General features: G+C 60.4%; 18 protein-coding genes, 2 tRNA genes and 1 riboswitch. Of the genes, 17 read left to right on the top strand and 3 right to left on the bottom strand.

What is annotated here, in order from left to right:
• Position 1 precedes the first annotated feature (1 nt).
• The 3 genes from AC07YV_RS10985 to argR all read left to right on the top strand — a co-directional run bounded on the left by AC07YV_RS10985 (position 2) and on the right by argR (position 3175).
• Complete coding sequence (locus tag AC07YV_RS10985) at positions 2 to 1126, top strand: M14 family metallopeptidase (RefSeq protein ID WP_102699829.1); 1125 nt, start codon at positions 2 to 4, stop codon at positions 1124 to 1126.
• 27 nt (positions 1127 to 1153) lie between these two features.
• Positions 1154 to 1918 (top strand): ABC transporter ATP-binding protein, encoded by a 765-nt coding sequence (locus AC07YV_RS10990; RefSeq protein ID WP_007971015.1) that lies wholly within the window; start codon positions 1154 to 1156, stop codon positions 1916 to 1918.
• Positions 1919 to 2182: 264 nt separating this feature from the next.
• Complete coding sequence (gene argR / locus AC07YV_RS10995; RefSeq protein ID WP_007971017.1) at positions 2183 to 3175, top strand: transcriptional regulator ArgR; 993 nt, start codon at positions 2183 to 2185, stop codon at positions 3173 to 3175.
• Positions 3176 to 3182: 7 nt separating this feature from the next.
• On the opposite strand, the gene AC07YV_RS11000 is transcribed toward argR, so the two are convergent.
• Positions 3183 to 8120 (bottom strand): dermonecrotic toxin domain-containing protein, encoded by a 4938-nt coding sequence (locus AC07YV_RS11000; protein WP_102699828.1) that lies wholly within the window; start codon positions 8118 to 8120, stop codon positions 3183 to 3185.
• Positions 8121 to 8430: 310 nt separating this feature from the next.
• On the opposite strand from AC07YV_RS11000, the gene AC07YV_RS11005 reads away from it, so the two are divergent.
• The 7 genes from AC07YV_RS11005 (at position 8431) to astE (ending at position 16323) form a co-directional block, all read left to right on the top strand.
• A complete protein-coding gene (locus AC07YV_RS11005; RefSeq protein ID WP_095963651.1) occupies positions 8431 to 9651 on the top strand; it encodes an aspartate aminotransferase family protein in 1221 nt (406 codons plus the stop codon).
• A gap of 214 nt (positions 9652 to 9865) precedes the next feature.
• Positions 9866 to 10885: an arginine/ornithine succinyltransferase subunit alpha gene (aruF, locus tag AC07YV_RS11010; protein ID WP_007971023.1), complete on the top strand. Its 1020-nt coding sequence runs from the start codon at positions 9866 to 9868 to the stop codon at positions 10883 to 10885.
• An 87-nt stretch (positions 10886 to 10972) separates the two neighbouring features.
• Positions 10973 to 11998: an arginine N-succinyltransferase gene (gene astA, locus AC07YV_RS11015; RefSeq protein ID WP_008049558.1), complete on the top strand. Its 1026-nt coding sequence runs from the start codon at positions 10973 to 10975 to the stop codon at positions 11996 to 11998.
• Positions 11995 to 13464 (top strand): succinylglutamate-semialdehyde dehydrogenase, encoded by a 1470-nt coding sequence (astD, locus tag AC07YV_RS11020; protein WP_173900810.1) that lies wholly within the window; start codon positions 11995 to 11997, stop codon positions 13462 to 13464. The genes astA and astD overlap by 4 nt, the downstream gene beginning before the upstream one ends.
• A 137-nt stretch (positions 13465 to 13601) precedes the next feature.
• Positions 13602 to 14948 (top strand): N-succinylarginine dihydrolase, encoded by a 1347-nt coding sequence (gene astB, locus AC07YV_RS11025; protein ID WP_102699826.1) that lies wholly within the window; start codon positions 13602 to 13604, stop codon positions 14946 to 14948.
• Between the two features lie 61 nt (positions 14949 to 15009).
• Positions 15010 to 15300: a hypothetical protein gene (locus AC07YV_RS11030; protein ID WP_007971029.1), complete on the top strand. Its 291-nt coding sequence runs from the start codon at positions 15010 to 15012 to the stop codon at positions 15298 to 15300.
• A gap of 12 nt (positions 15301 to 15312) precedes the next feature.
• Positions 15313 to 16323, top strand: coding sequence for a succinylglutamate desuccinylase (gene astE / locus AC07YV_RS11035; RefSeq protein ID WP_008049561.1), 1011 nt, complete (start codon positions 15313 to 15315; stop codon positions 16321 to 16323).
• 128 nt (positions 16324 to 16451) lie between these two features.
• Here the strand turns inward: astE and AC07YV_RS11040 are convergent, their stop codons facing one another.
• Positions 16452 to 16961, bottom strand: a complete 510-nt coding sequence (locus tag AC07YV_RS11040; protein ID WP_102699825.1) for a 6,7-dimethyl-8-ribityllumazine synthase — start codon at positions 16959 to 16961, stop codon at positions 16452 to 16454.
• A 103-nt stretch (positions 16962 to 17064) separates the two neighbouring features.
• A riboswitch (FMN riboswitch) is annotated at positions 17065 to 17235 on the bottom strand.
• Between the two features lie 285 nt (positions 17236 to 17520).
• Here AC07YV_RS11040 and ltaE point away from each other — a divergent pair.
• The 6 genes from ltaE (at position 17521) to AC07YV_RS11070 (ending at position 23340) form a co-directional block, all read left to right on the top strand.
• Positions 17521 to 18525: a low-specificity L-threonine aldolase gene (gene ltaE / locus AC07YV_RS11045; RefSeq protein WP_102699824.1), complete on the top strand. Its 1005-nt coding sequence runs from the start codon at positions 17521 to 17523 to the stop codon at positions 18523 to 18525.
• A gap of 146 nt (positions 18526 to 18671) precedes the next feature.
• On the top strand, positions 18672 to 21293 hold the full coding sequence (gene alaS, locus AC07YV_RS11050; RefSeq protein WP_102699823.1) for an alanine--tRNA ligase: 2622 nt from the start codon (positions 18672 to 18674) through the stop codon (positions 21291 to 21293).
• Between the two features lie 91 nt (positions 21294 to 21384).
• Positions 21385 to 22626, top strand: coding sequence for an aspartate kinase (locus AC07YV_RS11055; RefSeq protein ID WP_007971040.1), 1242 nt, complete (start codon positions 21385 to 21387; stop codon positions 22624 to 22626).
• Between the two features lie 188 nt (positions 22627 to 22814).
• Positions 22815 to 23003 carry a carbon storage regulator CsrA gene (csrA, locus tag AC07YV_RS11060; protein ID WP_002554426.1) on the top strand — a complete coding sequence of 63 codons (189 nt, stop codon included), beginning with the start codon at positions 22815 to 22817 and terminating at the stop codon, positions 23001 to 23003.
• 62 nt (positions 23004 to 23065) lie between these two features.
• Positions 23066 to 23156 (top strand) — tRNA-Ser (locus AC07YV_RS11065).
• A 107-nt stretch (positions 23157 to 23263) separates the two neighbouring features.
• A tRNA-Arg gene (locus AC07YV_RS11070) sits at positions 23264 to 23340 on the top strand.
• 19 nt (positions 23341 to 23359) lie between these two features.
• Here the strand turns inward: AC07YV_RS11070 and AC07YV_RS11075 are convergent.
• Entirely contained in the window at positions 23360 to 23878 is a 519-nt protein-coding gene (locus AC07YV_RS11075; RefSeq protein ID WP_102699822.1) for a cell envelope protein SmpA, read from the bottom strand.
• Positions 23879 to 24199: 321 nt separating this feature from the next.
• On the opposite strand from AC07YV_RS11075, the gene mgtE reads away from it, so the two are divergent.
• Positions 24200 to 25642 (top strand): magnesium transporter, encoded by a 1443-nt coding sequence (gene mgtE / locus AC07YV_RS11080; protein WP_007971042.1) that lies wholly within the window; start codon positions 24200 to 24202, stop codon positions 25640 to 25642.
• The last annotated feature ends 295 nt before the right edge of the window (positions 25643 to 25937 follow it).

The following is a 25937-nucleotide window of genomic DNA, read 5'->3' on the forward strand; positions in this document are numbered from 1 at the left end:
TATGGAACGCATCGATCATGCTTTGCCGTGGAGCCACCTGGGCAGCGAACGCCGGATTTCGGTGTTCCGTTTCGGCAATAAGGAGCGCAGTGGCGAGCGCAAGGCCTATATCCAGGCCAGCCTGCATGCCGATGAGCTGCCGGGTATGCGCACGGCGTTCGAGCTGAAAAAGCGTCTGGCCGAACTCGAAGCCCAGGGCTTGCTCAACGGTGTGGTCGAACTGGTGCCGGTGGCTAATCCACTGGGTCTGGGTCAACTGCTTCAGGGCAATCATCAAGGGCGTTTCGAGGCGGGCAGCGGCAAGAACTTCAACCGCGATTTCGTCGAGTTGAGCGCACCTGTGGCGGCTGCCTTGGCAGAAAGCCTGGGTGACGATCCGCGCGCCAACATTCGCCTGATCCGTCAGGCGATGGTTGATCATCTGGCCGCTTTGCCAGAGGCGGGCAGCCAGTTGCAAGGCATGCAGCGCGTTCTGCTCAGCCACGCCTGCACCGCCGATGTGGTGCTGGACCTGCATTGCGACGCCGAAGCGGCGCTGCACATGTACGCCTTGCCACAACATTGGCCGCAATGGCGTTCGCTGGCTGCGCACCTGAATGTGCGGGTCGGTTTGCTGGCGGAAGATTCCGGCGGCAGTTCGTTCGACGAAGCCTGTTCGTTGCCGTGGTTGCGCCTGTCGCGTCTGTTCCCGGAGGCACAGATTCCACTGGCCTGCCTGGCGACTACCATTGAATTGGGTGGTCAGGCCGACACCGGTCGCGCCGAAGCAGAGGCTTGTGCCGAAGGCATTCTGGCGTTCCTCGCCGAGCAAGGATTGATCAGTGGCGAATGGCCGACGCCTGCGCAAGACCCTTGCGAAGGCATGCCATTCGAAGGCACAGAATTGTTGTTCGCGCCGCACCCCGGTGTGGTGAGTTTCCTGCGTAAGCCCGGTGAGTGGGTTGAAGCAGGCGACGAGATTTTTGAAGTGATCGATCCGTTGGCGGATCGGGTCAGCACGGTGTGTGCTGGTACGTCCGGGGTGCTGTTTGCCATTGAACGGCTGCGTTATGCCCAACCCGGTTTCTGGCTGGCCAAGGTGGCGGGGCGCGAAGCGCTGCGTCACGGGCGCTTGCTCAACGACTGACTGACTGTTTTTGTGAGAACCGACCGCATGTACAAACTTGAAGTCCAAGACCTGCATAAACGCTATGGCAGTCACGAAGTGCTCAAGGGCGTGTCCCTGAAAGCGGCAGCCGGCGATGTGATCAGCATCATCGGCTCCAGTGGCTCCGGCAAAAGTACCTTCCTGCGCTGCATCAACCTGCTGGAGCAGCCGCACGCGGGCAAGATCCTGCTCAACAACGAAGAGTTGAAGCTGGTGGCGAACAAGGACGGCGCGTTGAAAGCCGCCGACCCGAAACAGCTGCAGCGCATGCGTTCGCGCCTGTCGATGGTGTTCCAGCATTTCAACCTGTGGTCGCACATGACCGCGCTGGAAAACATCATGGAAGCGCCGGTGCACGTGCTCGGCGTGTCCAAGGCCGAAGCGCGGGAAAAAGCCGAGCACTACCTGAACAAGGTCGGCGTGGCCCATCGCAAAGACGCTTACCCGGGTCACATGTCCGGCGGCGAGCAGCAGCGCGTGGCGATTGCCCGTGCACTGGCGATGGAACCTGAGGTGATGCTGTTCGACGAACCGACCTCGGCCCTCGACCCGGAGCTGGTGGGCGACGTGTTGAAAGTCATGCAGGCCCTGGCCCAGGAAGGCCGGACCATGGTGGTGGTGACGCACGAAATGGGCTTCGCCCGTGAGGTGTCGAACCAGCTGGTGTTCCTGCACAAAGGTGTGGTCGAAGAAAGTGGCAACCCGCGCGAAGTGCTGGTTAATCCGCAATCGGAGCGTCTGCAGCAGTTCCTCTCGGGCAGCCTGAAGTAAATCGAACTCCCGTTGTGCACAGGGATAGTGCATGCTTCGCCGTTTAGAGGCCGGCCCCGATCCCCTGTGTAGGAGCTGTCGAGTGAAACGAGGCTGCGATCTTTTGATCTTAAAAAAACAAGATCAAAAGATCGCAGCCTTCGGCAGCTCCTACAAGGAGTCGACTCCTGTGTTTGATCTCTGTTGGTTTCGAGATTTGCGTTCATTTACGGGCTAGCATTGGCCCATGCCTTCATCTCTGTTCTTCGCTTCGGATTGCCCACCATGACTGCCCATCGAATTGGTTTCCTGATTTGGCCCAGCACTAAAGCACTGACGCTTGCGCTGGCTGAGGAGGCCTTGCGTGTTGCCCAGCGTGTGCATCCGGACGTGGTTTACGAGCTGTCGTTCCTGCAGGCCGAAGCCATTACAGACGCCGCGGCCGACAGCGCCTGGCAATTGCCGGGTGAGGCATGGACCGGCAAGCTGGAAAACTTCCAGAAACTGTTCCTGCTCGCTGACGAGCCGCCGACCGCACTGGCGCCGGCGCTCAGCAGTGCGCTCAAGCAGCTGGTGCGCTCCGGTTGCGTGATCGGTGGTCTGTCGGCCGGTGTGTACCCGTTGGCGCAACTCGGTTTGCTCGACGGTTATCGCGCGGCCGTGCATTGGCGCTGGCAGGATGATTTCGCCGAACGTTTCCCCAAGGTCATCGCCACCAGCCACCTGTTCGACTGGGATCGCGATCGCCTGACCGCGTGCGGCGGCATGTCGGTACTCGACTTGTTGCTGGCCGTGTTGGCCCGCGACCATGGTGCGGAGTTGGCGGGTGCAGTCTCCGAGGAGCTGGTGGTCGAGCGCATCCGCGAGGGCGGTGAGCGCCAGCGTATCCCGTTGCAGAACCGTCTCGGCTCCAGCCATCCGAAGCTCACGCAAGCCGTGTTGCTGATGGAAGCCAACATCGAAGAGCCGCTGACCACCGACGAAATCGCCCAGCACGTGTGCGTGTCCCGTCGGCAGCTGGAGCGGATCTTCAAGCAATACCTCAACCGTGTGCCGAGCCAGTACTACCTGGAACTGCGCCTGAACAAGGCCCGGCAGATGTTGATGCAAACCAGCAAGTCGATCATCCAGATCGGCCTGTCCTGTGGCTTCTCCTCGGGGCCGCATTTCTCCAGCGCCTATCGTAACTTCTTCGGTGCCACGCCGCGGGAAGATCGCAACCAGCGGCGCAGCAGCAGCCCGTTCGAATTGTCATCGGTGCCGCCGGAACGCGGGTAGCCAGTACTCAGTCTTCAATGTCGGTGTCGGGCGCTTCATCCACAGGCACCGGCAAGTCGGCTATCTCGTGGATACCCAGATCATTCTCGGTTGCGCGAAAGTATGCAGCGATGCGTTGCAAGCTTTGCGCATTGAACGGGTTGCCGCTGAAGTCAAAGCTTTCTCCGACACCTGGGTCCACCTCCATGAGTTCGGGCGGCATCTCGGTAATGGCGTTGAAGCTCAGGTCGGCGTCGGTCCAGGTCGTGATGCTCAGCACTCCCTTGGGGATTTCAGTGATGCCCGTATGGCTCAAGTCCAGTGAGGATATTTCTGTCATGTGACTAAGGTCAGGGCTTGGACCGAGTGGATTGTCCCGCAGGTTCAAGTGGTCAAGGTGTTCCATGCCCGCCAGGGCCTCTACGGTTTCCGGAGTCAGCGTAATGCCGCACTCCGACAGGCTCAGCACCGATAACCTGCCCATTCTGAAGATGGCTTCGGGAAGGTTGCCCAGTTGGTATCCCCGTATGGTCAGGGTGTCCAGGTTGGTAAAACTGTCCAGGAACCGGCCAAGTCTTGGTGCAATGCCATGGGCGGTCGTCAGGTACATTTCGGGCACATGACTGAAGTCGGCTGACAGCGTCGGCAGGTCACCCATGATTGCCAGGTGTGAGACGAATCCGTACTCCCCCACGGCAATGTTTTCGATGGGGATCTGGCGCCAGCAGCGTTCCAGGTTTTGCTTGAATTCGTCTCTTTTGACGTGCTCGGCAAACATCTCCTCGGCCGTCAGCGGGGCGCCAGTAACGGAGTGGGTGTCGGGCACATCGGCCGTCCACCGGCTCAGTTCGGTACCGAGTCGGGCGAGTTCGAGCTCGCGACGGGTCAGGTCAGCTCGACCCTCTGCGAGTGTGCCGGGCAAGCGGTAGATAAAGTCGCTGGCCTCTTCGTTGTCCAGACTTGGGTAAAGGGCTTTGACGCGATCGATATCGACCTGTTCGGCATGGACTCCAAAATCCATTTCGGTTCGCTGGTAGTGACGCTTGATGTGTTCCCGGATGGTTGAGGACAGAGGGTTGTTGCCATAATCAAACCCCTCGGTGATGTCGCCGGGCAGATCGAAGAGGGCGGTGGGCAATTCGGTGATCTGGTTGTCATTGAGAATGGCGGTTCGAATGCTCGGGTGATTCACCAGACCGTCGGGAATGCGGCTAATTCCGGTACTGGAAAGATCGACGTAGGTCAGCTTCGGCATGTTTTCCAGGGAAGGGCACACACCGAGCGGGTTTTTGTACAGGTCGAGTGCAGTCAATTGGTTCAGGGCAGACAGGGTGGCGCGACTCTGTTCTGTGAGGGTCACGGCGCAGTCGCTGAGGATGAGTGCTTCGAGTTGGGGCCATTGGGCGATGGCGTCCGGCAACTGGCCCAGTTCGAAGTTGCGTAGCGCCAGGCGGTTGAGCCCGGAAAACCCCTTCAGAAAATCATTCACACCCTGGGTGGCACGATGACCTTCAAGCGTCACGCTGCGCACCTGAGGGAAATCGACGCTCAGCTTTGGCAGCTCGCCAACAACCGGCAGGGAAAATACAAAGGAGACCGGTTCGCCCTGGGCGCTGTCGTAGGTGGCCTGACGTCGCCAGCAGTCGAACAGGCTGGCTAACATTTGCCGGCGCGCATGCCGTTGACTGGCGAACTGCTCGACGCTCAGCCGGGTTTGCGTGCCCGGAACATACAGCGGGATCTCGTCGCGCCAGGCGCTCAATTGCTCAAACAATTGCGCGTGTTGATAAAACAGGCGCTGGAGTTCTGCGCGCGGTCCGCCGGGGGTGCCTTGCAATCGTGCGGCAAAGGCTTGCAGTTCCTCTGGGCTCAGATGGGGAAACAGCCGATAGATGTGGCTTTGTAATGAAGGGGTATTGGCCGGCATCCGGTGATAACCATCGCCCCCGCCCAGCAAACGCATGACCGCCGGATCGTAGGCAGGCTTGAGATTCGGCCGTTGCGCCAGCAGCGCACGCAATGCTTCACGAGTGAGAGCGTGGGTGCGAATCAGCTGCTTGAGCCTTTCGCCCTCACCGATGTTGAGGTTGAGGGCGATTCGCTCGCTGTCGGGCAGTGCCTGTAACAGGCTGGAATAGAGGGAGTCGGTGTCACTGAGCTGTTCACCGGCTTCGTCGTAGGCCTGATAAGCCCCTTCATCGGTCAATACCAGCACCTTGCGCAAGGGCGCCTGCGGGTCGCCGAGGCTGTCGATCAGTGGTCCCGTGTGGGTGTATTGACGGATTTCCAGGCGCAGTTGTCCCGACCAGCCAGGCAAGCGTTCCAGGGTGTGTAACGCCAGGCGATCGGTATCGAGATGGTTGCGCGTCGAGTACAGGTCGAGCCCTTCATAGGCGCGAGTGACGCGCACTTGCAGGCCGGCCTCCTGTGCCAGTTCCGTGAGGCGTTTGGACAATGTTCCACGCTCCAGTTGCTCGCGTTCCGCGGCACTGGCGCTGTCGAGCAGTGCTTCGGCGAGGCTGGTTGGCAAACCGGGTTCGCTGTCGATGATGCGCTCGACCAAGGGGCGCGCACCTTGTTCGATTTTGCGGTAGCGCTGGCTGAAGAGGGTTTCCCGTTTGGCTGTGGCAAGCGTTGCCAGGTGGCGGCGCACTGAGCGTGCGTCGGTGTTGTCGAGGTGTTGCAACAGGCTGTTGATCAGGTCGCCATCGTCCAGTTGCGCTAGGTTGATCTGCACCACGACCTGGTTGCCCACGCCGCGCTCCCAGAGGATTTCACCTGTTGCATCGACCAGTCGCAGGCCCTTGTCCGCTGGCCAGTCACCGTAGTCGCAGAGCAGTTCCAGTTGCATCAGCGGATCGGCCTTCAGGTAGTCGTCTGCACGATCGCTGCCGATTTGCTCAATGAAGATCTGCAGGTCCTGATCAATCATGAAGCGTTTGAGGGTGTCGGCCAGCAGCGGCGGTAGCTGTTCGGCGTCGACATGCATCTTGCGCAAGGCGTTTTCGTGGCAGCCGCTGATGCTGAGGATGCGCTCGCGTTCGCTCGCGGAAAAACGCTGCATGTCCGGACCGATACGTCGCAGCAGGGTGGCCTGGTCCCAGGTCAGTGGCTGCTCGAGTTCGGTGTGCCAGGCCCCTTTTCCGTTGTGTCTCAGGGTGGGTTGGTACGCTTCGGGACGCGTGGGGTGCTGGATGCGATGGCGCCCGGTCAGCGGATCTTCGGTCACGGAGTAACGGCGGTTGTCCAGTGTCAGCAGGGTTTTGCCTTGGTGGGTGTGCAGTCCCATCGAGTCGGGTTTCACGTCGTTGGGGATCGCGACGGTTTGTTCGTAAGGCGTCAGGTCGGGCTGCCAATAGCGGGTTTCGCCATTGGGGCGTTTCACGGCGTTGAAGCGGTCGATGAATTGCACGACTTCCCGGGGCAGGACCGCGCGAAATTCGCTGACGGCGATCATGCCACCTGCCGCGAAAGTGCCCAGTTGCACTGCGGATTCAACCATCCCCATGAAATGCTCGAAGGCTTCGTTGGTCAGGCCTTCTGCCCAGTCGACAACACCTTCGAAGGTATCATCCAGCAGCTGATAGGCCGTGTAAGCCAGCATCAGCTCGCCTAGGAACGGGACGAACGGCAACGCGATGAAGGCTGCGATGTTCAGCAGCGCCGAGGCGATTTCCGTGAAGGAGTCCCATAGCGCCCATCGGGCCTTGCGGTCGACCGTGGCCGTCGACACTGCGATCACGCGCGCGTCATTGAGGATCTTGTCGAGTTTGCGTTGATAGAGATGAACCCACAGGTCACCTCTGATCGGCGTTACTGCCATTTGCAGGTCGGGACGCTGGTTGGGGTTTTCTCTCCAGGTCGGCCGTGGATCGCCGGGTGGGACCGGTTGCCAGGTGATGGGGGCGAGGCGGTTGTTCAGCTCGGCGAAGAAGTAGCCACGGTCTTCATGATTGATAAAACGACTGAAAAACTGTTGATAGTCGGGCGCCCGCAGGCGTTGGCTCAGTTCCTCGGCGAATGCCGCCGATGAGGGGTATTGCTTGATGGGATGTTCAGGGTCGTCAGGAATGTAGGCCACTACCCGGACCTCTTCGCGGGCGCGCTCCAGTCCCGGGGCGAACAGCACGATGCCGGTCAGGCGGGCATTCATGATCGTCAGGTCATGGCATCGCCAGGAATGGCTGTGTGCATCGGAGAGTAGGCGAAGGAGCGGCTGATGAACGTCGCTGGCCAGCAGGTTTTGCATCCGCGCCATCTGCAGGGCGACGGTCAGCGCGGTTTTTTGGCTTTCGCGAATTTTCGGTTGCAGGATCGCCGCGGCTACCGGGTTGCTGATGCCAAGGTTGTCTTCCAGGTATCTTTTATAGCGCTCGCCAATATCGAGCTCGCGGCACAGTTGGGTGAACGCCGTGATGGGCATCGTCGCCAGAATCTGTGGCAGGGTGCTGAAGTGCCCGGTGGAAGAGGGCGCAGTGATGTAAGTCGAGGCGGGCTCAAAGGCGTCGGCTTCGGTTTCGGCGCTTTCGAAGTTGTGCAGCGCGGCGTCCAGCAACGACACGGTCCAGGTGCGGGCGGCTCCGGACTTCAGGCGCAGCCAGGGGATGTGCGCGGGAATGTAAAGGCGCAGAAAGATTTTACTGATGTCCGCTTCCAGGCCGAATCGTGTCTTGAGTGCGCCCTTGAGCATGGGTTCGGCGAAGGCTGCAGGGTCCAGCAGATTCGCCAGGGCCTGATCGACCCGGTTCTGGCTCACCGTCTGCAGGGTAATGAGTCGGTCAAGTTCGACGCGCTGAGCGTCAGATACATCCCTGAGGGGGGCGGGCAACACTGGCTTGATGTTGCGCAGCGCTTCACGCCTTCGTGGCGTGGTTTGGCGAAGCCAGGGCGCAATGACGTTCATCAAATGCTGGTAATGCGCGTCGGGCCTGAAGGTCTCAGGGATGTCGGGATTTTCGGTATTCATGGGGATAGGTCCACCCTCGCGGTTGATAGACCGTCAGGAAACCCCGTAATCGAAGACGACACGCGGTACATATCTACCGCATTCATGGAATCGGCATGGGTTACGACACAGCGGCCTGCCGCAAACGTCCGCCGCCAGTTAAACTGCGCCTTTGCGACCCTATATGTCGCATTGCCGTAAACCCGGGAAAATCCGGGGTTTGCGCTATAAGAAGTTGTCGCTTGGCGGCAAGGCCGGGCTGAAAACTGTCCTTACAATCCCCCCATCGCTCGCCAGTTTCAGGCGAGTGTTTTCTCTTCAGGAGACTCCGATGTCCGTTGAGCACGCTGCGGTACAACGCGCCGATTTCGATCAGGTAATGGTTCCCAACTATGCGCCTGCCGCATTCATTCCTGTGCGTGGCGCCGGTTCCCGCGTCTGGGACCAGTCCGGTCGCGAGCTGATCGACTTCGCCGGCGGGATTGCCGTTAACGTATTGGGCCATGCGCATCCGGCGCTGGTCGGTGCCTTGACCGAGCAGGCGAACAAGCTGTGGCACGTGTCCAACGTGTTCACCAATGAGCCGGCCCTGCGCCTGGCCCATAAGCTGGTCGACGCCACCTTTGCCGACCGCGCTTTCTTCTGCAACTCTGGCGCCGAAGCCAACGAGGCCGCCTTCAAGCTGGCCCGTCGTGTCGGTTTCGACCGTTTCGGCAGCGAGAAATACGAGATCATCGCCGCGCTCAACAGCTTCCACGGCCGTACCCTGTTCACCGTGAACGTCGGTGGCCAGTCGAAGTACTCCGATGGTTTCGGTCCGAAGATCACCGGCATCACCCACGTGCCGTACAACGATCTGGCCGCGCTGAAAGCCGCCATTTCCGACAAGACATGCGCTGTGGTGCTGGAGCCGATCCAGGGCGAAAGCGGTGTCATCCCGGCTGAACTCGAATACCTGCAAGGTGCCCGCGAACTCTGCACCGCGCACAACGCATTACTGATTTTCGACGAAGTGCAAACCGGCATGGGCCGTACCGGCCACCTGTTCGCCTACCAGCATTACGGCGTGACTCCGGACATCCTGACCAGCGCCAAGAGCCTGGGCGGTGGTTTCCCGATCGCGGCGATGCTGACCACTGAAGACCTGGCCAAGCACCTGGTCGTCGGCACCCACGGCACCACCTACGGCGGTAACCCGCTGGCGTGCGCGGTCGCGGAAGCTGTTATCGACGTGATCAACACCCCTGAAGTGCTGGCCGGCGTCAACGCCAAGCACGACAAGTTCAAGGCGCGCCTTGAGCAGATCGGCGAAAAATACGGCCTGTTCACCAAGGTGCGTGGCATGGGCCTGTTGATCGGTTGCGTGTTGAGCGATGCGTGGAAAGGCAAGGCCAAGGACATCTTCAACGCCGCTGAAAAAGAAGGCCTGATGGTCCTGCAAGCCGGCCCGGACGTGGTGCGTTTCGCGCCAAGCCTGGTGGTGGAAGACGCCGATATCGATGCCGGTCTGGACCGCTTCGAACGTGCCGCGGCAAAACTGACGCAAGCCTGATAGACCCTTCGACGCCTGACCGTTCAGGCGTCGAACCCAATTTTGATGCCGGGCACGATCAAATGTGGGAGCGGGCTTGCTCGCGAAAGCGGTGTATCAGTCAACATTTTTACTGTCTGACCCACCGCTTTCGCGAGCAAGCCCGCTCCCACACTGATCTCTGTGTAGGCCCGGGATTTTTCTTCTGTAAGTTCTGAGATTAAGGAGTGACACCATGCTGGTGATGCGCCCCGCGCAAATGGCTGATCTGGGCGAGGTACAGCGTCTGGCTGCGGACAGTCCGATTGGTGTCACTTCCTTGCCGGATGACGTTGAGCGCCTGAGCGACAAGATCGCGGCAAGCGAAGCCTCGTTCGCTGCCGAAGTGAGTTTCAACGGTGAGGAAAGCTATTTCTTCGTCCTCGAAGACTCCGCCACTGGCAAGCTGGTCGGTTGCTCGGCCATTGTGGCGTCGGCCGGTTACTCCGAGCCGTTCTACAGCTTTCGCAACGAAACCTTCGTGCATGCTTCGCGCGAGCTGAAGATTCACAACAAGATCCACGTGCTCTCCCAGTGCCACGACCTGACCGGCAACAGCTTGCTGACCAGTTTCTACGTGCAGCGCGATCTGGTGGGTTCGCCGTGGTCGGAGCTCAACTCCCGTGGCCGCTTGCTGTTCGTGGCCAGCCATCCGGAGCGTTTTGCCGATTCCGTGGTGACCGAGATCGTCGGTTACAGCGATGAAAACGGCGACTCGCCATTCTGGGATGCCATCGGGCGCAACTTTTTCGACCTCAACTACGCTGAAGCCGAGCGTTTGTGCGGCCTGAAGAGCCGTACGTTCCTCGCCGAACTGATGCCGCATTACCCGATCTACGTGCCCCTGCTGCCGGACTCCGCGCAAGAGGCGATGGGCCAGGTGCACCCGCGGGCGCAGATCACCTTCGACATCCTGATGCGCGAAGGCTTCGAGACCGATCACTACATCGACATTTTCGACGGCGGCCCGACCCTGCATGCCCGCGTCTCGGGGATCCGTTCGATCGCCCAGAGCCGCGTGGTGCCGGTGAAGATCGGCGAGCCGGTCAAAGGTGTCGGTCGCCAGTACCTGGTGGCGAACGCCCAGTTGCAGGACTACCGCGCAGTCATGCTCGAGCTTGACTACGCGCCGGGTAAACCGGTGACCCTGGACCTGGAAGCGGCCGAAGCCCTGGGTGTCGGTGAAGGTGCCAGCGTGCGCCTGGTGGCGGTTTAACACCTGCTGCTATGCCTATAAAGAGTGAATGCTTAGTAAAGCAGCGAGTTTCACGGGTGGCGCAAGCGGCCCGTTTGAGGAGATAGCATGATCGTTCGTCCCGTACGCAGCAGCGATTTACCCGCTCTGATCGACCTGGCCCGCAGCACCGGCACCGGCCTGACCACCTTGCCGGCCAATGAAGAACGTCTGGCCCATCGGGTCGGCTGGGCCGAGAAGACCTTTCGCGGCGAAGCCGGGCGGGGCGACGCGGACTACCTGTTCGTGCTCGAAGACGATGACGGTCGCGTGGTGGGCATTTCCGCCATTGCCGGCGCCGTCGGCCTGCGTGAGCCCTGGTACAACTTCCGGGTCGGTCTGACGGTCAGCGCTTCCCAGGAGCTGAACATCTATCGCGAAATCCCGACGCTGTTCCTGGCCAACGACCTGACCGGCAACTCCGAGCTGTGCTCGCTGTTCCTGCACGCCGATTACCGCAGCGGCCTCAATGGCCGCATGCTGTCCAAGGCGCGGATGCTGTTCATCGCCGAATTCCCGCAACTGTTCGGCAACAAGATCATCGCCGAAATGCGCGGTGTTTCCGACGAAGCCGGGCGTTCGCCGTTCTGGGAAAGCCTGGGGCGTCACTTCTTCAAGATGGAATTCAGCCAGGCCGATTACCTGACCGGCGTGGGCAACAAGGCGTTCATCGCCGAACTGATGCCGAAATTCCCGTTGTACACCTGCTTCCTGTCGCCGGATGCGCGCAACGTGATCGGTCAGGTGCACCCGGACACCGAGCCGGCGCTGGCCATGCTCAAGAGCGAAGGTTTCAGCTACCAGGGCTACGTCGACATTTTCGACGCAGGCCCGGCCATCGAATGCGAAACCGGCAAGATCCGTGCGGTACGCGACAGCCAGGCGCTGGTGCTGGCCGTCGGCACGCCGGGTGACGACGCCACGCCATTCATCATTCACAACCGCAAGCGCGAAGACTGCCGCATCACTGCTGCGCCGGCACGTCTGGCCGCCGGCACCCTGGTGGTCGATCCGCAGACCGCCAAACGTCTTCAACTCAACGCTGGCGATCAAGTGCGCGCCGTGGCGTTGTCCGCAGCTCGGGAGTCGAAATAATGAAGTCGCTTTACATTGCAGGTGAATGGCTGACCGGACAGGGCGAGGCCTTCGAGTCGTTGAACCCGGTGACCCAGCAGGTGCTGTGGTCCGGCGTCGGTGCCACCGCCGCTCAGGTCGAGTCGGCTGTGCAGGCGGCGCGTCAGGCGTTCCCGAGCTGGGCGCGGCGTACCCTGGAAGAGCGTATCTCGGTGCTGGAAGCCTTTGCTGCCGCGCTGAAGAATCATGCGGACGAACTGGCCCGCACCATCGGCGAAGAAACCGGCAAACCCCTGTGGGAAGCGGCGACCGAAGTCACCAGCATGGTCAACAAGATCGCCATCTCGGTGCAGAGCTACCGCGAACGTACCGGCGAGAAGAGCGGCCCGCTGGGCGACGCCACCGCTGTGCTGCGCCACAAGCCTCACGGTGTAGTCGCGGTATTCGGTCCTTACAACTTCCCAGGCCACTTGCCGAACGGCCACATCGTGCCGGCATTGCTGGCCGGTAACAGCGTGCTGTTCAAGCCCAGCGAGCTGACACCGAAAGTGGCCGAACTGACGGTCAAGTGCTGGATCGAGGCCGGTCTGCCGGCGGGCGTGTTGAACCTGCTGCAAGGCGCTCGCGAAACCGGTATCGCCCTGGCGGCGAACCCGGGCATCGACGGCCTGTTCTTCACCGGCTCCAGCCGTACCGGCAACCACCTGCACCAGCAATTCGCCGGTCGTCCGGACAAGATCCTCGCGCTGGAGATGGGCGGTAACAACCCGCTGGTGGTCGATCAGGTCGCCGACCTCGATGCCGCGGTGTACACCATCATTCAGTCGGCGTTCATCTCCGCCGGCCAGCGTTGCACCTGTGCCCGCCGCTTGCTGGTGCCGCAGGGCGCCTGGGGCGACTCGCTGCTGGCGCGCCTTGTTGCCGTCAGCGCGACTATTGAAGTCGGTGCCTTCGATCAACAACCGGCACCGTTCATGGGCTCGGTGGTTTCCCTCGGTGCGGCAAAAGCGCTGATGGATGCCCAGCAACACCTGCTGGCCAATGGCGCGGTGGCGCTGCTGGAAATGACCCAACCTCAGGCTCAGTCGGCCTTGCTGACCCCCGGCATCCTGGATGTGACCGCCGTTGCCGATCGTCCTGACGAAGAACTGTTCGGCCCGTTGCTGCAAGTGATCCGCTACGCTGATTTTGAAGCGGCGATCGCTGAAGCCAACGACACGGCCTACGGTCTGGCCGCCGGTCTGCTGTCGGACTCCGAAGCGCGTTACCAGCAGTTCTGGCTGGAAAGCCGTGCCGGTATCGTCAACTGGAACAAGCAACTGACCGGTGCCGCGAGCAGCGCGCCATTCGGCGGCGTCGGCGCCTCGGGCAACCATCGCGCCAGCGCCTACTACGCAGCGGATTACTGCGCGTACCCGGTGGCCTCGCTGGAAACGCCGAGCCTGGTGATGCCTGCGGCCCTGACGCCAGGCGTGAAGATGGCGTGATGCCCATTCGCGAGCAGGCTCGCTCCCACATTGGAATGCATTTCCCTGTGGGAGCGAGCCTGCTCGCGAAGGCCGCGCCTCGGTCTCAAATCTAGTTACTGAAGCCTATAACAACAGATTCTCGTGGAGCCTCGCTGATGAAATCCTATGAAGTCAATTTTGACGGTCTAGTGGGGCCGACCCATAACTACGGCGGCCTGTCCTACGGCAACGTCGCGTCCCAGAGCAACAGCCAGCAGTCTTCCAACCCCAAGGAAGCGGCGCTGCAGGGCTTGGCGAAGATGAAAGCGCTGATGGAAATGGGTTTCCAGCAAGGCGTGCTGGCACCGCAAGAGCGCCCGGATGTGGCCGCACTGCGTCGCCTGGGCTTTGGTGGCACCGACGCTCAAGTGATCGAGCGTGCTGCCAAGGACGCGATGCCGCTGCTGGTGGCCAGTTGCTCGGCCTCGAGCATGTGGGTGGCCAACGCCGCCACCGTCAGCCCGAGCGCTGACACCGCTGACGGCCGCGTGCATTTCACCGCTGCCAACCTCAACTGCAAATATCACCGCAGCATCGAACACCCGACCACCAGCCGCGTGCTGGGTGCGATGTTCGCTGACCAGAAACACTTCGCCCACCATGCTGCCTTGCCGGCCGTGGCGCAGTTCGGTGACGAAGGGGCGGCCAACCACACGCGTTTCTGCCGTGAATACGGCGAAGCCGGTGTCGAGTTCTTCGTGTTCGGCCGCAGCGCGTTCGACACCCGCTACCCGGCTCCGCAGAAGTACCCGGCGCGCCAGACCCTCGAAGCGTCCCAGGCCGTTGCCCGTCTGCACGGCTTGAGTGATGACGGCGTGGTCTACGCCCAGCAGAACCCGTCGGTGATCGATCAGGGCGTGTTCCACAACGACGTGATCGCCGTAGGCAACGGCGAGGTGTTGTTCTATCACGAGGACGCGTTCCTCGAGACCGAGAAGATGCTCGCTGAATTGCAGAGCAAACTCGCCAAGGCCGGTGGGAAATTTCAGTCAGTCTGCGTACCGCGTTCCGCAGTCAGTGTGGAAGATGCCGTTCGTTCCTACCTGTTCAATAGCCAGCTGCTGTCGCGTCCTGACGGCTCCATGCTGTTGATCGTGCCGGAAGAATGCCGTGGCAACGAGCGTGTCTGGCAATACTTGCAGGGTTTGACCAGCTCCGGCGGGCTGATCCGCGAAGTGAAAGTCTTCGATCTCAAGCAGAGCATGCAGAACGGCGGTGGCCCGGCTTGCCTGCGGTTGCGCGTCGCACTCAACGAAACTGAACTGGCGGCCGTCAACCCAGGGGTTATCATGACGGCACCGTTGTACGGCACACTGACCGAATGGGTCGAGAAGCACTACCGCGACCGCATGACCGAAAACGATCTGGCGGACCCGCAATTGTTGCTTGAGTGCCGGACGGCACTGGATGAACTGACGCAAATCCTTAAACTGGGCGCGGTTTATCCATTCCAGATCAATTGATCGACGACGCGCTGCCCCGGATGGCAGCGCGTCGCTTCATCTCAAACGAGAGCGTAAACACATGAGCGATACCCTGCAGCTGATCCTTGAAGACACCGACGGCACGCAACTGGAGACGTCCTGCACCCGCGTCGCGGTCCTGTGGCAAGGCAAAGAGCTGTGGATCCAGCAGGACGGCCGTGGCCAGTTGCTGATCGGCGTGGACGTCGAAGAAGGCGATGCCGAATACGCCAACCTGCTGCTGCGCCCATTGGCGACTAATCTGGTAAGTCTGCAACTGGAGATGGAACCGGCTGACCTCACCGACGACGAGGACCACGTTCACGGCCCGGATTGCAACCACGATCACTAAGGAAACCGCTCTATGCTCGCCCTCGGCAAACTGCTTGAACTGACCCTCGCCGGCCGCGAACCGGCGGAGAAGACTCAACTGACTGTCGAAGGCGTGCGCATGCGCTGGTTGAGCGAAGGTGCGCTGGAAGTCCGGCCACCTGAAGCGCGTGACAATGGCCTGGACCTGCTGCTGTCGGCGGGGATCCACGGCAACGAAACAGCGCCGATCGAGTTGCTCGATCGCCTGTTGCACGACATTGCCCGCGGCGACCTGAAGCCGCGCGCACGTATTCTGTTCCTGTTCGGCAACCCCGAAGCGATTCGCAAAGGCGAGCGCTTCGTCGAGCAGGACGTCAATCGGCTGTTCAACGGCCGTCACGAACAAAGCAGCGGCTCCGAAGCCTTGCGCGCCTGTGAGCTGGAGCGTTTGGCGGCCAGCTTCTTCAGCCTGCCGGACCGTCAGCGCTTGCACTATGACCTGCACACGGCGATTCGTGGCTCGAAAATCGAGCAGTTCGCCTTGTACCCGTGGAAGGAAGACCGCCAGCATTCGCGCCAGGAACTGGCGCGCCTGCGTGCCGCCGGCATGGAAGCGGTGTTGCTGCAGAACAAGCCGTCCATCGTGTTCAGCGCCTACACCTACGACAAGCTCGGTGCCGAGGCCTTCACCCTGGAATTGGGCAAGGCGCGGCCGTTCGGGCAGAACGCCGGGGTCAACGTCTCGCTGCTGGAGGCGCGCCTCAAGCAGATCATCGAAGGCACCGAGCCGGAACTGACTGAAGCGGCACTGGACGGTTTGCAGCTGTACAGCGTGGCGCGGGAAATCATCAAGCACAGCGATAGCTTTCGCCTGAACCTGCCGGCGGACGTCGAGAACTTCTCGGAGCTGGAAGTGGGTTACCTGCTGGCGGAAGACATTGCCAACACCCGCTGGATCATCGAAGAAGAGGGCGCCCGGATCATCTTCCCGAACCCCAAGGTGAAGAACGGTTTGCGTGCCGGCATCCTGGTCGTGCCGACCACCGACGAAAACCTCGCCTGACCCGACCTGGATCCCTGTAGGAGCGAGCTTGCTCGCGATGGACTTGAGAACGCCGCGGGGTATCAGATACCCAGCGTTATCGTTGACGACCATCGCGAGCAAGCTCGCTCCTACAGGGGGGTGCGGTGTTAGACGGCTACCGCACGCGGTTCAGTGCGGCGCAGCGCGCGGATTTTCATCAGCGTATCCGCACAGGTCTTCGCCGCTTCCTGGCCTTTATGCACGAAATGCTCGAAGAAGAACTTCTGGTGCTCTTCGCCGGCATGGAAGTGGTGCGGGGTCAGGGACACCGAGAACACCGGCACTTCGGTTTCCAGTTGAACCTGCATCAGGCCGCTGACCACCGACTGGGCGACGAACTCGTGACGGTAGATCCCGCCGTCCACCACCAGGGCGGCCGCGACGATGCCGGCATAACGACCGGTCTTGGCCAGCAACTTGGCGTGCAGGGGCATTTCGAAGGCGCCGCCGACTTCGAAGAAGTCGATGTCGGATTCCTGATAACCCTGGGCAATCATTTCGGCGAGGAAACCTTTACGGCTCTGATCGACGATTTCCTTGTGCCAGCAGGCCTGGATGAACGCGACGCGCTCGCCGTGATGGTGTTTGCTTTTGCTGTCAATTGCGGTGGGTTGCATGTTCTGACTCCTGTTTGTGTGAAAAACAGGGCGTTATGAATCGAAGGGGATCTGAGGGTACGCACGCTCGCACGAATGCCGGCGGTCGGCCCTCTAGTGTCAATCCCGTTCTCTCTTCATCCGGACTATGACCGTCGGCCCCGGGATCACACCGGGTCTGCTGACCTTGCTGTCAGGCACCGCCGAAGCCGTGCTGTCATCAAGCGCTCGCGGGCTATGCGCATTGCGCGCAATTACCGCCGGTGGGGAGTTGCACCCCGCCCTGAGAACGTTTTTTGCCGCCGGAATGTTTGGCGGCGCAGCGTTTTTATCACATATTTCCGATATGCGCATGGCCAATACCGGTCAGTTAAGGTGTGGAACCTGTGGGAGCGGGCTTGCTCGCGAAGACGGTTTAACATCCAGCGCAAATGTCGACTGTCAGTCCGCCTTCGCGAGCAAGCCCGCTCCCACATGGGCGCATTTCGTCTTTTACTCGTTCAAGGGTTGATTAATCGTCGCCATGCCCGCAGTAATTCTTTCCTGAAAGGGATTTCCCCTGCTTACCGAGGCCAGATTCATGAGCGTTATCGATCTTCGCAGCGACACCGTCACCCAACCCTGCGCCAGCATGCTTGACGCGATGGCCAAAGCCGCCACCGGCGACGACGTGTATGGCGAAGATCCGACGGTCAATCAGCTGGAGGCCGAACTGGCCAAGCGCCTGGGGTTTGCCGCGGCGCTGTTCGTGCCGACCGGGACCATGAGCAATCTGCTGGGGCTGATGGCCCACTGCGAGCGCGGTGACGAGTACATCGTCGGCCAGCAGGCCCACACCTATAAGTACGAAGGTGGCGGCGCAGCGGTGCTCGGCTCGATCCAGCCGCAGCCGCTGGAAGTGCAGGCCGATGGTTCGCTGGACCTGGCACAGGTCGCGGCGGCGATCAAACCGGACGACTTCCACTTCGCCCGCACCCGCTTGCTGGCGCTGGAAAACACCATGCAGGGCAAGGTCCTGCCGCTGGAGTACCTGGCTCGGGCGCGCAGTTTTACCCGCGAGCAGGGTTTGCAGCTGCACCTGGACGGCGCACGCTTGTACAACGCTGCGGTGAAGCTGGGTGTGGATGCCCGGGAAATCACCCGGTATTTCGATTCGGTCTCGGTGTGCCTGTCCAAAGGCCTGGGTGCCCCGGTCGGTTCGGTGCTGTGCGGCTCGGTCGAGCTGATCGGCAAGGCCCGGCGGCTGCGCAAGATGGTCGGTGGCGGCATGCGTCAGGCCGGTATTCTGGCGGCGGCGGGCCTGTATGCGCTGGATCACAACGTTCAGCGCCTGGCCGATGACCATGCCAACGCGTTAGTGCTGGCCGAAGGCCTGCGTGCGGCGGGCTTCGAGGTCGAGCCGGTGCAGACCAATATGGTATATGTGCAGATGGGCGACCAGGCCGATGCGCTCAAGGCCTTTGCCGTCGAGCGCGGGATCAAGCTCAGTGCGGCCGCGCGTCTGCGCATGGTCACGCACATGGATGTCAGCCGTGCGCAAATCGAGCAAGTCGTCGCGACATTCGTCGACTTTTCGCGCAAGTGATAGCGTTAGCGCTCCAATTGACTGTTTCTATCGTATAAACACGCTGTACCCCGCGCGCAGGGCCGATATAATGCGGCCCTTTGCCGTCGCTTCGTCTGTTGACGTTTCGAACAGGCCTTTGGCCGCAGCCTCCGTGGAAGAACCTAATGAAAAGCGCAGAAATCCGTGAAGCCTTCCTTCGCTTCTTCGAAGAGCAAGGCCACACCCGTGTAGCCTCCAGCTCTTTGATTCCGGGCAACGACCCAACCCTGCTGTTCACCAACGCGGGGATGAACCAGTTCAAGGACTGCTTCCTGGGCCAGGAAAAACGTGCGTACACCCGCGCGGTCAGCAGCCAGAAATGCGTGCGCGCCGGCGGCAAGCACAACGACCTGGAAAACGTCGGTTATACCGCTCGTCACCACACCTTCTTCGAAATGCTGGGTAACTTCAGCTTTGGCGATTATTTCAAGCGTGATGCCATCAGCTACGCCTGGAACTTCCTGACTTCCGACAAGTGGCTGAACCTGCCGAAGGAAAAGCTCTGGGTCACCGTCTACGCCAGCGATGACGAGGCGTACGACATCTGGACCAAGGAAATCGGCGTTCCGGCCGAGCGCATGGTGCGCATCGGCGACAACAAGGGCGCGCCGTACGCTTCCGACAACTTCTGGACCATGGGCGATACCGGTCCGTGCGGTCCTTGCACCGAGATTTTCTACGATCACGGCGCCGACATCTGGGGCGGCCCACCGGGCTCGCCGGAAGAAGACGGTGACCGTTACATCGAGATCTGGAACAACGTGTTCATGCAGTTCAACCGCACCGCCGACGGCGTGTTGCACCCGCTGCCAGCGCCGTCGGTGGACACCGGCATGGGCCTGGAGCGGATCAGTGCCGTGCTGCAGCACGTTCACTCGAACTATGAAATCGACCTGTTCCAGAGCCTGCTGAGCGCTTCGGCCAAGGCCATCGGCTGCACCAACGACGCCCAGGCTTCGCTGAAAGTCGTGGCTGACCACATCCGTTCCTGCGGTTTCCTGATCGCCGACGGCGTGCTGCCGTCCAACGAAGGCCGCGGCTACGTGCTGCGCCGGATCATCCGTCGCGCCTGCCGTCACGGTAACAAGCTGGGCGCCAAGGGCAGCTTCTTCTACCAGATCGTCGCGGCCCTGGTCGCCGAGATGGGCGAGGCCTTCCCTGAACTGAAAGCCCAGCAGGCACACATCGAGCGCGTGCTGAAGGCTGAAGAAGAGCAATTCGCCAAGACCCTGGAGCAGGGCCTGAAGATCCTCGAGCAGGACCTGGCTGAACTCAAAGGCGACGTGGTGCCGGGCGACGTGGTGTTCAAACTCTACGACACCTACGGTTTCCCGATGGACCTGACCGGCGACATCGCTCGCGAGCGCAGCCTGACCATCGACGAAGCAGGTTTCGAGCGTGAAATGGAAGCCCAGCGCGTCCGTGCCCGTTCCGCCAGTTCCTTCGGCATGGACTACAACAGCCTGGTCAAGGTCGATGTGGACACCGAGTTCACCGGTTACACCGCTCACAGCGGTTCCGCCAAAATCGTTGCTCTTTATAAGGACGGGCAATCGGTTGACGTGCTGAGCGAAGGCGAAGAGGGCGTGATCGTCCTCGATCAGACGCCGTTCTATGCGGAGTCCGGTGGCCAGATCGGTGATTGCGGCTTCCTGCAGGCGGGTGCTGCGCGTTTCGACGTGCGCGACACCACCAAGACCGGTGGTGCGTTCCTGCACCACGGCGTGCTGGATTCGGGCAGCCTGATCGTAGGTACGCCGGTGGAGGCTCATGTCGACGCCGAAGTGCGTCACGCGACTTCGCTGAATCACTCGGCGACTCACTTGCTGCATGCTGCATTGCGCCAGGTACTGGGCGACCACGTCCAGCAGAAAGGTTCGTTGGTCGACAGTCAGCGCCTGCGCTTTGACTTCAGCCACTTCGAAGCGATCAAGCCTGAGCAACTGAAAGCGCTGGAAGACATCGTCAACGCCGAGATTCGCAAGAACTCCGAAGTTGAAACCGAAGAAACCGATATCGAAACCGCCAAGCAGAAAGGCGCCATGGCGCTGTTCGGCGAGAAATACGGCGATAGCGTGCGCGTACTGAGCATGGGTGACTTCTCTGTCGAACTGTGCGGCGGTATCCACGCCAACCGTACCGGCGACATCGGCCTGCTGAAAATCATCAGCGAAGGCGGTGTGGCATCGGGTGTGCGTCGTATTGAGGCCGTCACCGGTGCAGCAGCACTGGCCTACTTGAATGCGGCGGAAGAACAACTCAAGGAAGCGGCCAGCCTGGTCAAGGGCAGCCGCGACAACCTGATCGACAAGCTGTCGGCTGTGCTGGAGCGCAACCGTCTGCTGGAGAAGCAACTCGAGCAGTTGCAAGCCAAGGCTGCCAGTGCCGCGGGCGACGATCTGTCGGCCCAGGCGCAGGACGTCAAGGGTGTGAAAGTGCTGGCCGTGCGTCTGGACGGTCAGGATGGCAAGGCGCTGCTGGCGCTGGTCGATCAACTGAAAAACAAACTCGGCCGCGCAGTGATCCTGCTCGGCAGTGTCCATGAGGAAAAGGTCGTTCTGGTTGCAGGCGTAACCAAAGACCTGACTGGCCAACTCAAAGCCGGTGATTTGATGAAGCAAGCCGCTGCGGCAGTGGGCGGGAAGGGCGGTGGTCGTCCAGACATGGCGCAAGGCGGCGGTACCGACGCTGGCGCACTGGATGCGGCACTGGCGCTGACCGTTCCGTTTGTAGAGCAGGGTCTATAAGGCAGTGCTTGCGGCTCGTAGTCTAGTGGCGGGCCGCAATGCTGTTTGAGTGATTATTTGGGCGCCCTTCATGGGCAGAGGCGGCTTTGAAATGGCTTTGATCGTACAGAAATTTGGAGGCACCTCGGTCGGCACTGTCGAGAGAATCGAGCAGGTCGCCGACAAGGTTAAGAAATTCCGCGATGCCGGCGATGACCTGGTGGTTGTGCTGTCTGCAATGAGCGGCGAAACCAACCGTCTGATCGATCTGGCCAAGCAAATCAGTGGCGACGGCCAACCGGTTCCGCGCGAGCTGGACGTGATCGTCTCCACCGGTGAGCAGGTGACGATTGCCCTGTTGGCCATGGCGCTGATCAAGCGCGGCGTGCCGGCGGTGTCGTACACCGGCAACCAGGTGCGGATTCTGACGGATAGCGCGCACAATAAAGCGCGTATCTTGCAGATTGATGACCAGAAGATTCGCGGTGACCTGAAGGCAGGTCGTGTGGTGGTTGTCGCCGGTTTCCAGGGCGTCGACGAGCACGGCAACATCACCACCCTCGGTCGTGGCGGTTCCGACACCACCGGCGTGGCGCTGGCGGCGGCCCTGAAGGCTGACGAATGCCAGATCTACACCGACGTCGACGGCGTCTACACCACCGACCCGCGCGTGGTGTCCGTGGCCCAGCGCCTGGACAAGATCACCTTCGAAGAGATGCTGGAAATGGCCAGCCTCGGTTCCAAGGTGTTGCAGATCCGCGCGGTCGAGTTCGCCGGCAAGTACAACGTTCCGCTGCGCGTACTGCACAGCTTCAAGGAGGGTCCGGGCACCCTCATTACTATTGATGAAGAGGAAACCATGGAACAGCCGATCATTTCCGGTATCGCTTTCAACCGCGATGAAGCCAAGCTGACCATCCGTGGCGTGCCAGACATCCCGGGCGTTGCCTTCAAGATTCTCGGCCCGATCAGTGCCGCGAACATCGAAGTCGACATGATCGTGCAGAACGTCGCGCACGATAACACCACCGACTTCACCTTCACCGTGCACCGTAACGACTACCAGGCGGCGCAAGCCGTGCTGGAAAAAACCGCTGGCGAGCTGGGTGCCCGTGAAGTCGTGGGCGACACCAAGATCGCCAAGGTCTCGATCGTCGGCGTCGGCATGCGCTCTCACGCAGGCGTGGCCAGCCGCATGTTCGAATCCCTGGCCAAGGAAAGCATCAACATCCAGATGATCTCGACCTCGGAAATCAAAGTCTCCGTAGTGATCGAAGAGAAGTACCTGGAACTGGCTGTGCGCGCTCTGCACACGGCTTTCGAACTGGACGCACCGGCCCGCCAGGGCGAGTGATGCGTTTGCCAGAAGGCGCGGTCTGACCGCGCCTTTTGTTTTTTTGAATGGCGTGACCCCCGAGACTGTTCTTTTGCTCGCGCTAGTCAATACTCAGGCATGTAGGGCTGCGACCGCTCCGGTTGTGGGTCGAGTGCCTTTTTTTTGCAGACTGTTGTCCCTGAAATGAAATGCGTGAGGAGAAAGGTATGCTGATTCTGACTCGTCGGTGTGCAGAAAGCCTGATTATCGGTGATGGCGAAATCACCGTGACCGTACTCGGCGTCAAAGGAAATCAAGTGCGCATCGGTGTTAATGCCCCTAAAGAGGTAGCGGTTCACCGGGAAGAAATTTACCTGCGTATCAAGAAAGAGAAGGACGAAGAACCAAGCCATTAATTTTTATCGTTTTTTATGTTTGCAAACGGGGAAGAAGCTGGTTAATATACGCCCCGTGTTGCGGAGAGCTGGCCGAGTGGCCGAAGGCGCTCCCCTGCTAAGGGAGTACACCTCAAAAGGGTGTCGGGGGTTCGAATCCCCCGTTCTCCGCCATTATTTGCTTAGTACGTTGTAATCTGGCTTTTTCGGTAAGTTGTTGAAATTACTAGAAAAAGTGTTTGACATAGAGATTAGACGGCCTATAATGCGCGGCAACAAATGCACTCGTAGCTCAGCTGGATAGAGTACTCGGCTACGAACCGAGCGGTCACAGGTTCGAATCCTGTCGAGTGCACCATACAACAGAAAGCCCGCATTTAATGCGGGCTTTTTGCCGTCCGGGATTTGGCTTTTCCTTTCGTGCATCCCTTCTCATCGAACTCTACGTTTGCACTACGACCTCGCAGGGTGTCGTAGCGGTAGCTCGTGGCTGAATTGCGAATATTGATCCTGTCCGGCTTGCCGAGGGCGCTTTCGACGTCTTGTTGGGTCATGCCGGCGATCACTCGCTGATGCATGATCGCCTCCCGGCGCTGCCTGGCAGTGATCAGGTTTCCGCACTTGTCCTGCGCCTGACCGACCACGGTCGGCTCTTTCCTTTGGATTTTCATTCCTGATGTTTCACGAGGTTCGGCTGGCGGCATAAGCGCCATCGTGCTGCCGGGTGTAAACGCGCGGACATCCTGTAGTGAAACGCTTTCTCCTGCGGCACAACTCAGTGTGGTGAAGGTGATGCGCCCATTGGCCGCCTCGCAGCGTTGAACGCTGGTGGCGAGTGCCAGGGGCAGGGGGCTGAGCAGGCTGAGCAGTAAGAAGAATTGTGAAGATGATGGCATCAGGCGTCCTCCATGACGTTCCTTTTCAAGGGTAGCGGCTACAATTTTCGAAGCGGCGTGTGTTTTCTTTTCAGAATACGTCGTCGCACTTTCACGGATCAGGACGATGCTCAGGTTTGTTATGCAAGCGCTTGTTTCAGCCAAGATTTTTTAACGTTTAAAACCGTCAGGCGGTGTATCATTGCGCCCGTCAGCCCCGCCGGGGCTTGTGGAATACCTCCATGGACTTACCCAGTAGTTACTCAGTACCCCGTTTTACCAATCATGAATTGACTGATTGATCCTTCCGGCGTGCCCCGCTGCTGGGAGTGGAGTTCGCCTATGTCCGAAGTTGAAGTAAAGAAAACGCAGGAAAGCTTGCAGGATCGCCTGGCTCAGGTGGTTGAGTTGCTGCAGCGCCAGCGAGTGGTAGAAGACCTGACTCACCGCCAGGAAGGCCCGCATCATGACCGGGTCGAGAACCTGGTCCACCGGCAGAACCTCGTCGAGTTGCAACGCAAGCTCGATGACCTGCACTCCGCCGACGTCGCCTACATCCTTGAAGCCTTGCCGCTGGACGATCGTCTGACGCTCTGGCAATTGGTCAAGGCCGATCGCGACGGCGACATCCTCCTTGAAGTATCCGATTCGGTCCGTGAATCGCTGATCGCCGACATGGATGATCACGAGCTCCTGGCAGCCGCCAAGGACATGGATGCCGACGAACTCGCTGACCTGGCCTCCGAGCTGCCGCGAGACGTCGTCCATGAGCTCATGGAGACCCTCGACCAGCAACAACGCGAACGTGTGCGTTCGGCCCTGTCCTACGACGAGGAGCAGGTCGGTGCGCTGATGGACTTCGAGATGGTGACCATCCGCGAGGATGTCAGTCTTGAAGTGGTCCTGCGTTATCTGCGTCGTCTGAAAGAGCTGCCGGGCCACACCGACAAGCTGTTCGTGGTTGATTACGACGGCGTCCTCAAGGGTGTGTTGCCGATCAAGCGTTTGTTGGTCAACGATCCGGACAAACAGGTTTCCGAGGTGATGGCCAGCGATCCGGTGAGCTTTCACCCGGACGAAGACGCCTATGATGCCGCCCAGGCGTTCGAGCGTTACGACTTGATCTCCGCGCCCGTGGTCGACAAGAACGGCAAGCTGATCGGCCGTCTGACCATCGATGAAATGGTTGACCTGATCCGTGAAGAGAGCGAAAGCGAAGTTCTCAACATGGCGGGTCTGCGTGAAGAAGAAGACATTTTTGCGTCGGTCTGGAAATCCCTGCGTAACCGCTGGGCTTGGCTGGCGATCAACCTGATTACCGCGTTCGTGGCTTCCCGGGTCATCGGTTTGTTCGAGGGTTCGATCGAGAAGCTCGTGGCGCTGGCGGCGTTGATGCCGATTGTGGCGGGGATCGGTGGTAACTCGGGCAACCAGACCATCACCATGATTGTTCGGGCCATGGCGCTGGACCAGGTGAGCACCGGCAATACCTCGCGCCTGATGCGCAAGGAGTTGGCAGTCGCCTTGATCAACGGTGTGATATGGGGCGGTGTGATCGGTGTGGTCGCCTATCTGCTGTATGGCAGCTGGTCGCTCGGCGTGGTGATGACCGCCGCGATGACGCTCAACCTGTTGCTGGCAGCATTGATGGGGGTCTTGATTCCGATGACCCTGGCGAAGATGGGCCGTGATCCTGCGATGGGAGCCAGTGTGATGATTACGGCCATGACCGACAGCGGAGGCTTTTTCATCTTCCTCGGGTTGGCGACAATTTTCCTGCTTTGACGTCCTGCTCACTGAAAACCCGCCTTCTGGCGGGTTTTTTGTGCCCGGGTGAAACTGTAAGAGCCAGCCTGCTGGCGATGGACTCAAGGGCGCCGTGTTTATCCATTTCACCCGCGTCATCGTTAACGACCATCGCTGCGATGCGGCGACCCGACAAGCCAGCTCCCACAGGGGGCCATGCCCACGCTGAAATTGTAGGAGCCAGCCTGCTGGCGATGGACTCAAGTGCGCCGCGTTTAACGATCATCACCAGAAGGGGGTCGTGCCCACGCTCAAGCCTGTGAAAAAACCAAAA

It is taken from the genome of Pseudomonas sp. GW456-E7, from assembly GCF_059424105.1.

Excerpts from the sequence above, each read along its gene's own strand:
- AC07YV_RS11055 (WP_007971040.1), top strand. The coding sequence starts at position 21,385 with ATGGCTTTGATCGTACAGAAATTTGGAGGCACCTCGGTCGGCACTGTC.
- ltaE (WP_102699824.1), top strand. The coding sequence starts at position 17,521 with ATGAGCGTTATCGATCTTCGCAGCGACACCGTCACCCAACCCTGCGCC.
- astB (WP_102699826.1), top strand. The coding sequence starts at position 13,602 with ATGAAATCCTATGAAGTCAATTTTGACGGTCTAGTGGGGCCGACCCAT.
- AC07YV_RS11005 (WP_095963651.1), top strand. The coding sequence starts at position 8,431 with ATGTCCGTTGAGCACGCTGCGGTACAACGCGCCGATTTCGATCAGGTA.
- mgtE (WP_007971042.1), top strand. The coding sequence starts at position 24,200 with ATGTCCGAAGTTGAAGTAAAGAAAACGCAGGAAAGCTTGCAGGATCGC.
- AC07YV_RS10990 (WP_007971015.1), top strand. The coding sequence starts at position 1,154 with ATGTACAAACTTGAAGTCCAAGACCTGCATAAACGCTATGGCAGTCAC.
- argR (WP_007971017.1), top strand. The coding sequence starts at position 2,183 with ATGACTGCCCATCGAATTGGTTTCCTGATTTGGCCCAGCACTAAAGCA.
- AC07YV_RS11040 (WP_102699825.1), bottom strand. The coding sequence starts at position 16,961 with ATGCAACCCACCGCAATTGACAGCAAAAGCAAACACCATCACGGCGAG.
- aruF (WP_007971023.1), top strand. The coding sequence starts at position 9,866 with ATGCTGGTGATGCGCCCCGCGCAAATGGCTGATCTGGGCGAGGTACAG.
- csrA (WP_002554426.1), top strand. The coding sequence starts at position 22,815 with ATGCTGATTCTGACTCGTCGGTGTGCAGAAAGCCTGATTATCGGTGAT.
- astA (WP_008049558.1), top strand. The coding sequence starts at position 10,973 with ATGATCGTTCGTCCCGTACGCAGCAGCGATTTACCCGCTCTGATCGAC.
- alaS (WP_102699823.1), top strand. The coding sequence starts at position 18,672 with ATGAAAAGCGCAGAAATCCGTGAAGCCTTCCTTCGCTTCTTCGAAGAG.
- AC07YV_RS10985 (WP_102699829.1), top strand. The coding sequence starts at position 2 with ATGGAACGCATCGATCATGCTTTGCCGTGGAGCCACCTGGGCAGCGAA.
- astE (WP_008049561.1), top strand. The coding sequence starts at position 15,313 with ATGCTCGCCCTCGGCAAACTGCTTGAACTGACCCTCGCCGGCCGCGAA.
- AC07YV_RS11075 (WP_102699822.1), bottom strand. The coding sequence starts at position 23,878 with ATGCCATCATCTTCACAATTCTTCTTACTGCTCAGCCTGCTCAGCCCC.
- AC07YV_RS11000 (WP_102699828.1), bottom strand. The coding sequence starts at position 8,120 with ATGAATACCGAAAATCCCGACATCCCTGAGACCTTCAGGCCCGACGCG.
- AC07YV_RS11030 (WP_007971029.1), top strand. The coding sequence starts at position 15,010 with ATGAGCGATACCCTGCAGCTGATCCTTGAAGACACCGACGGCACGCAA.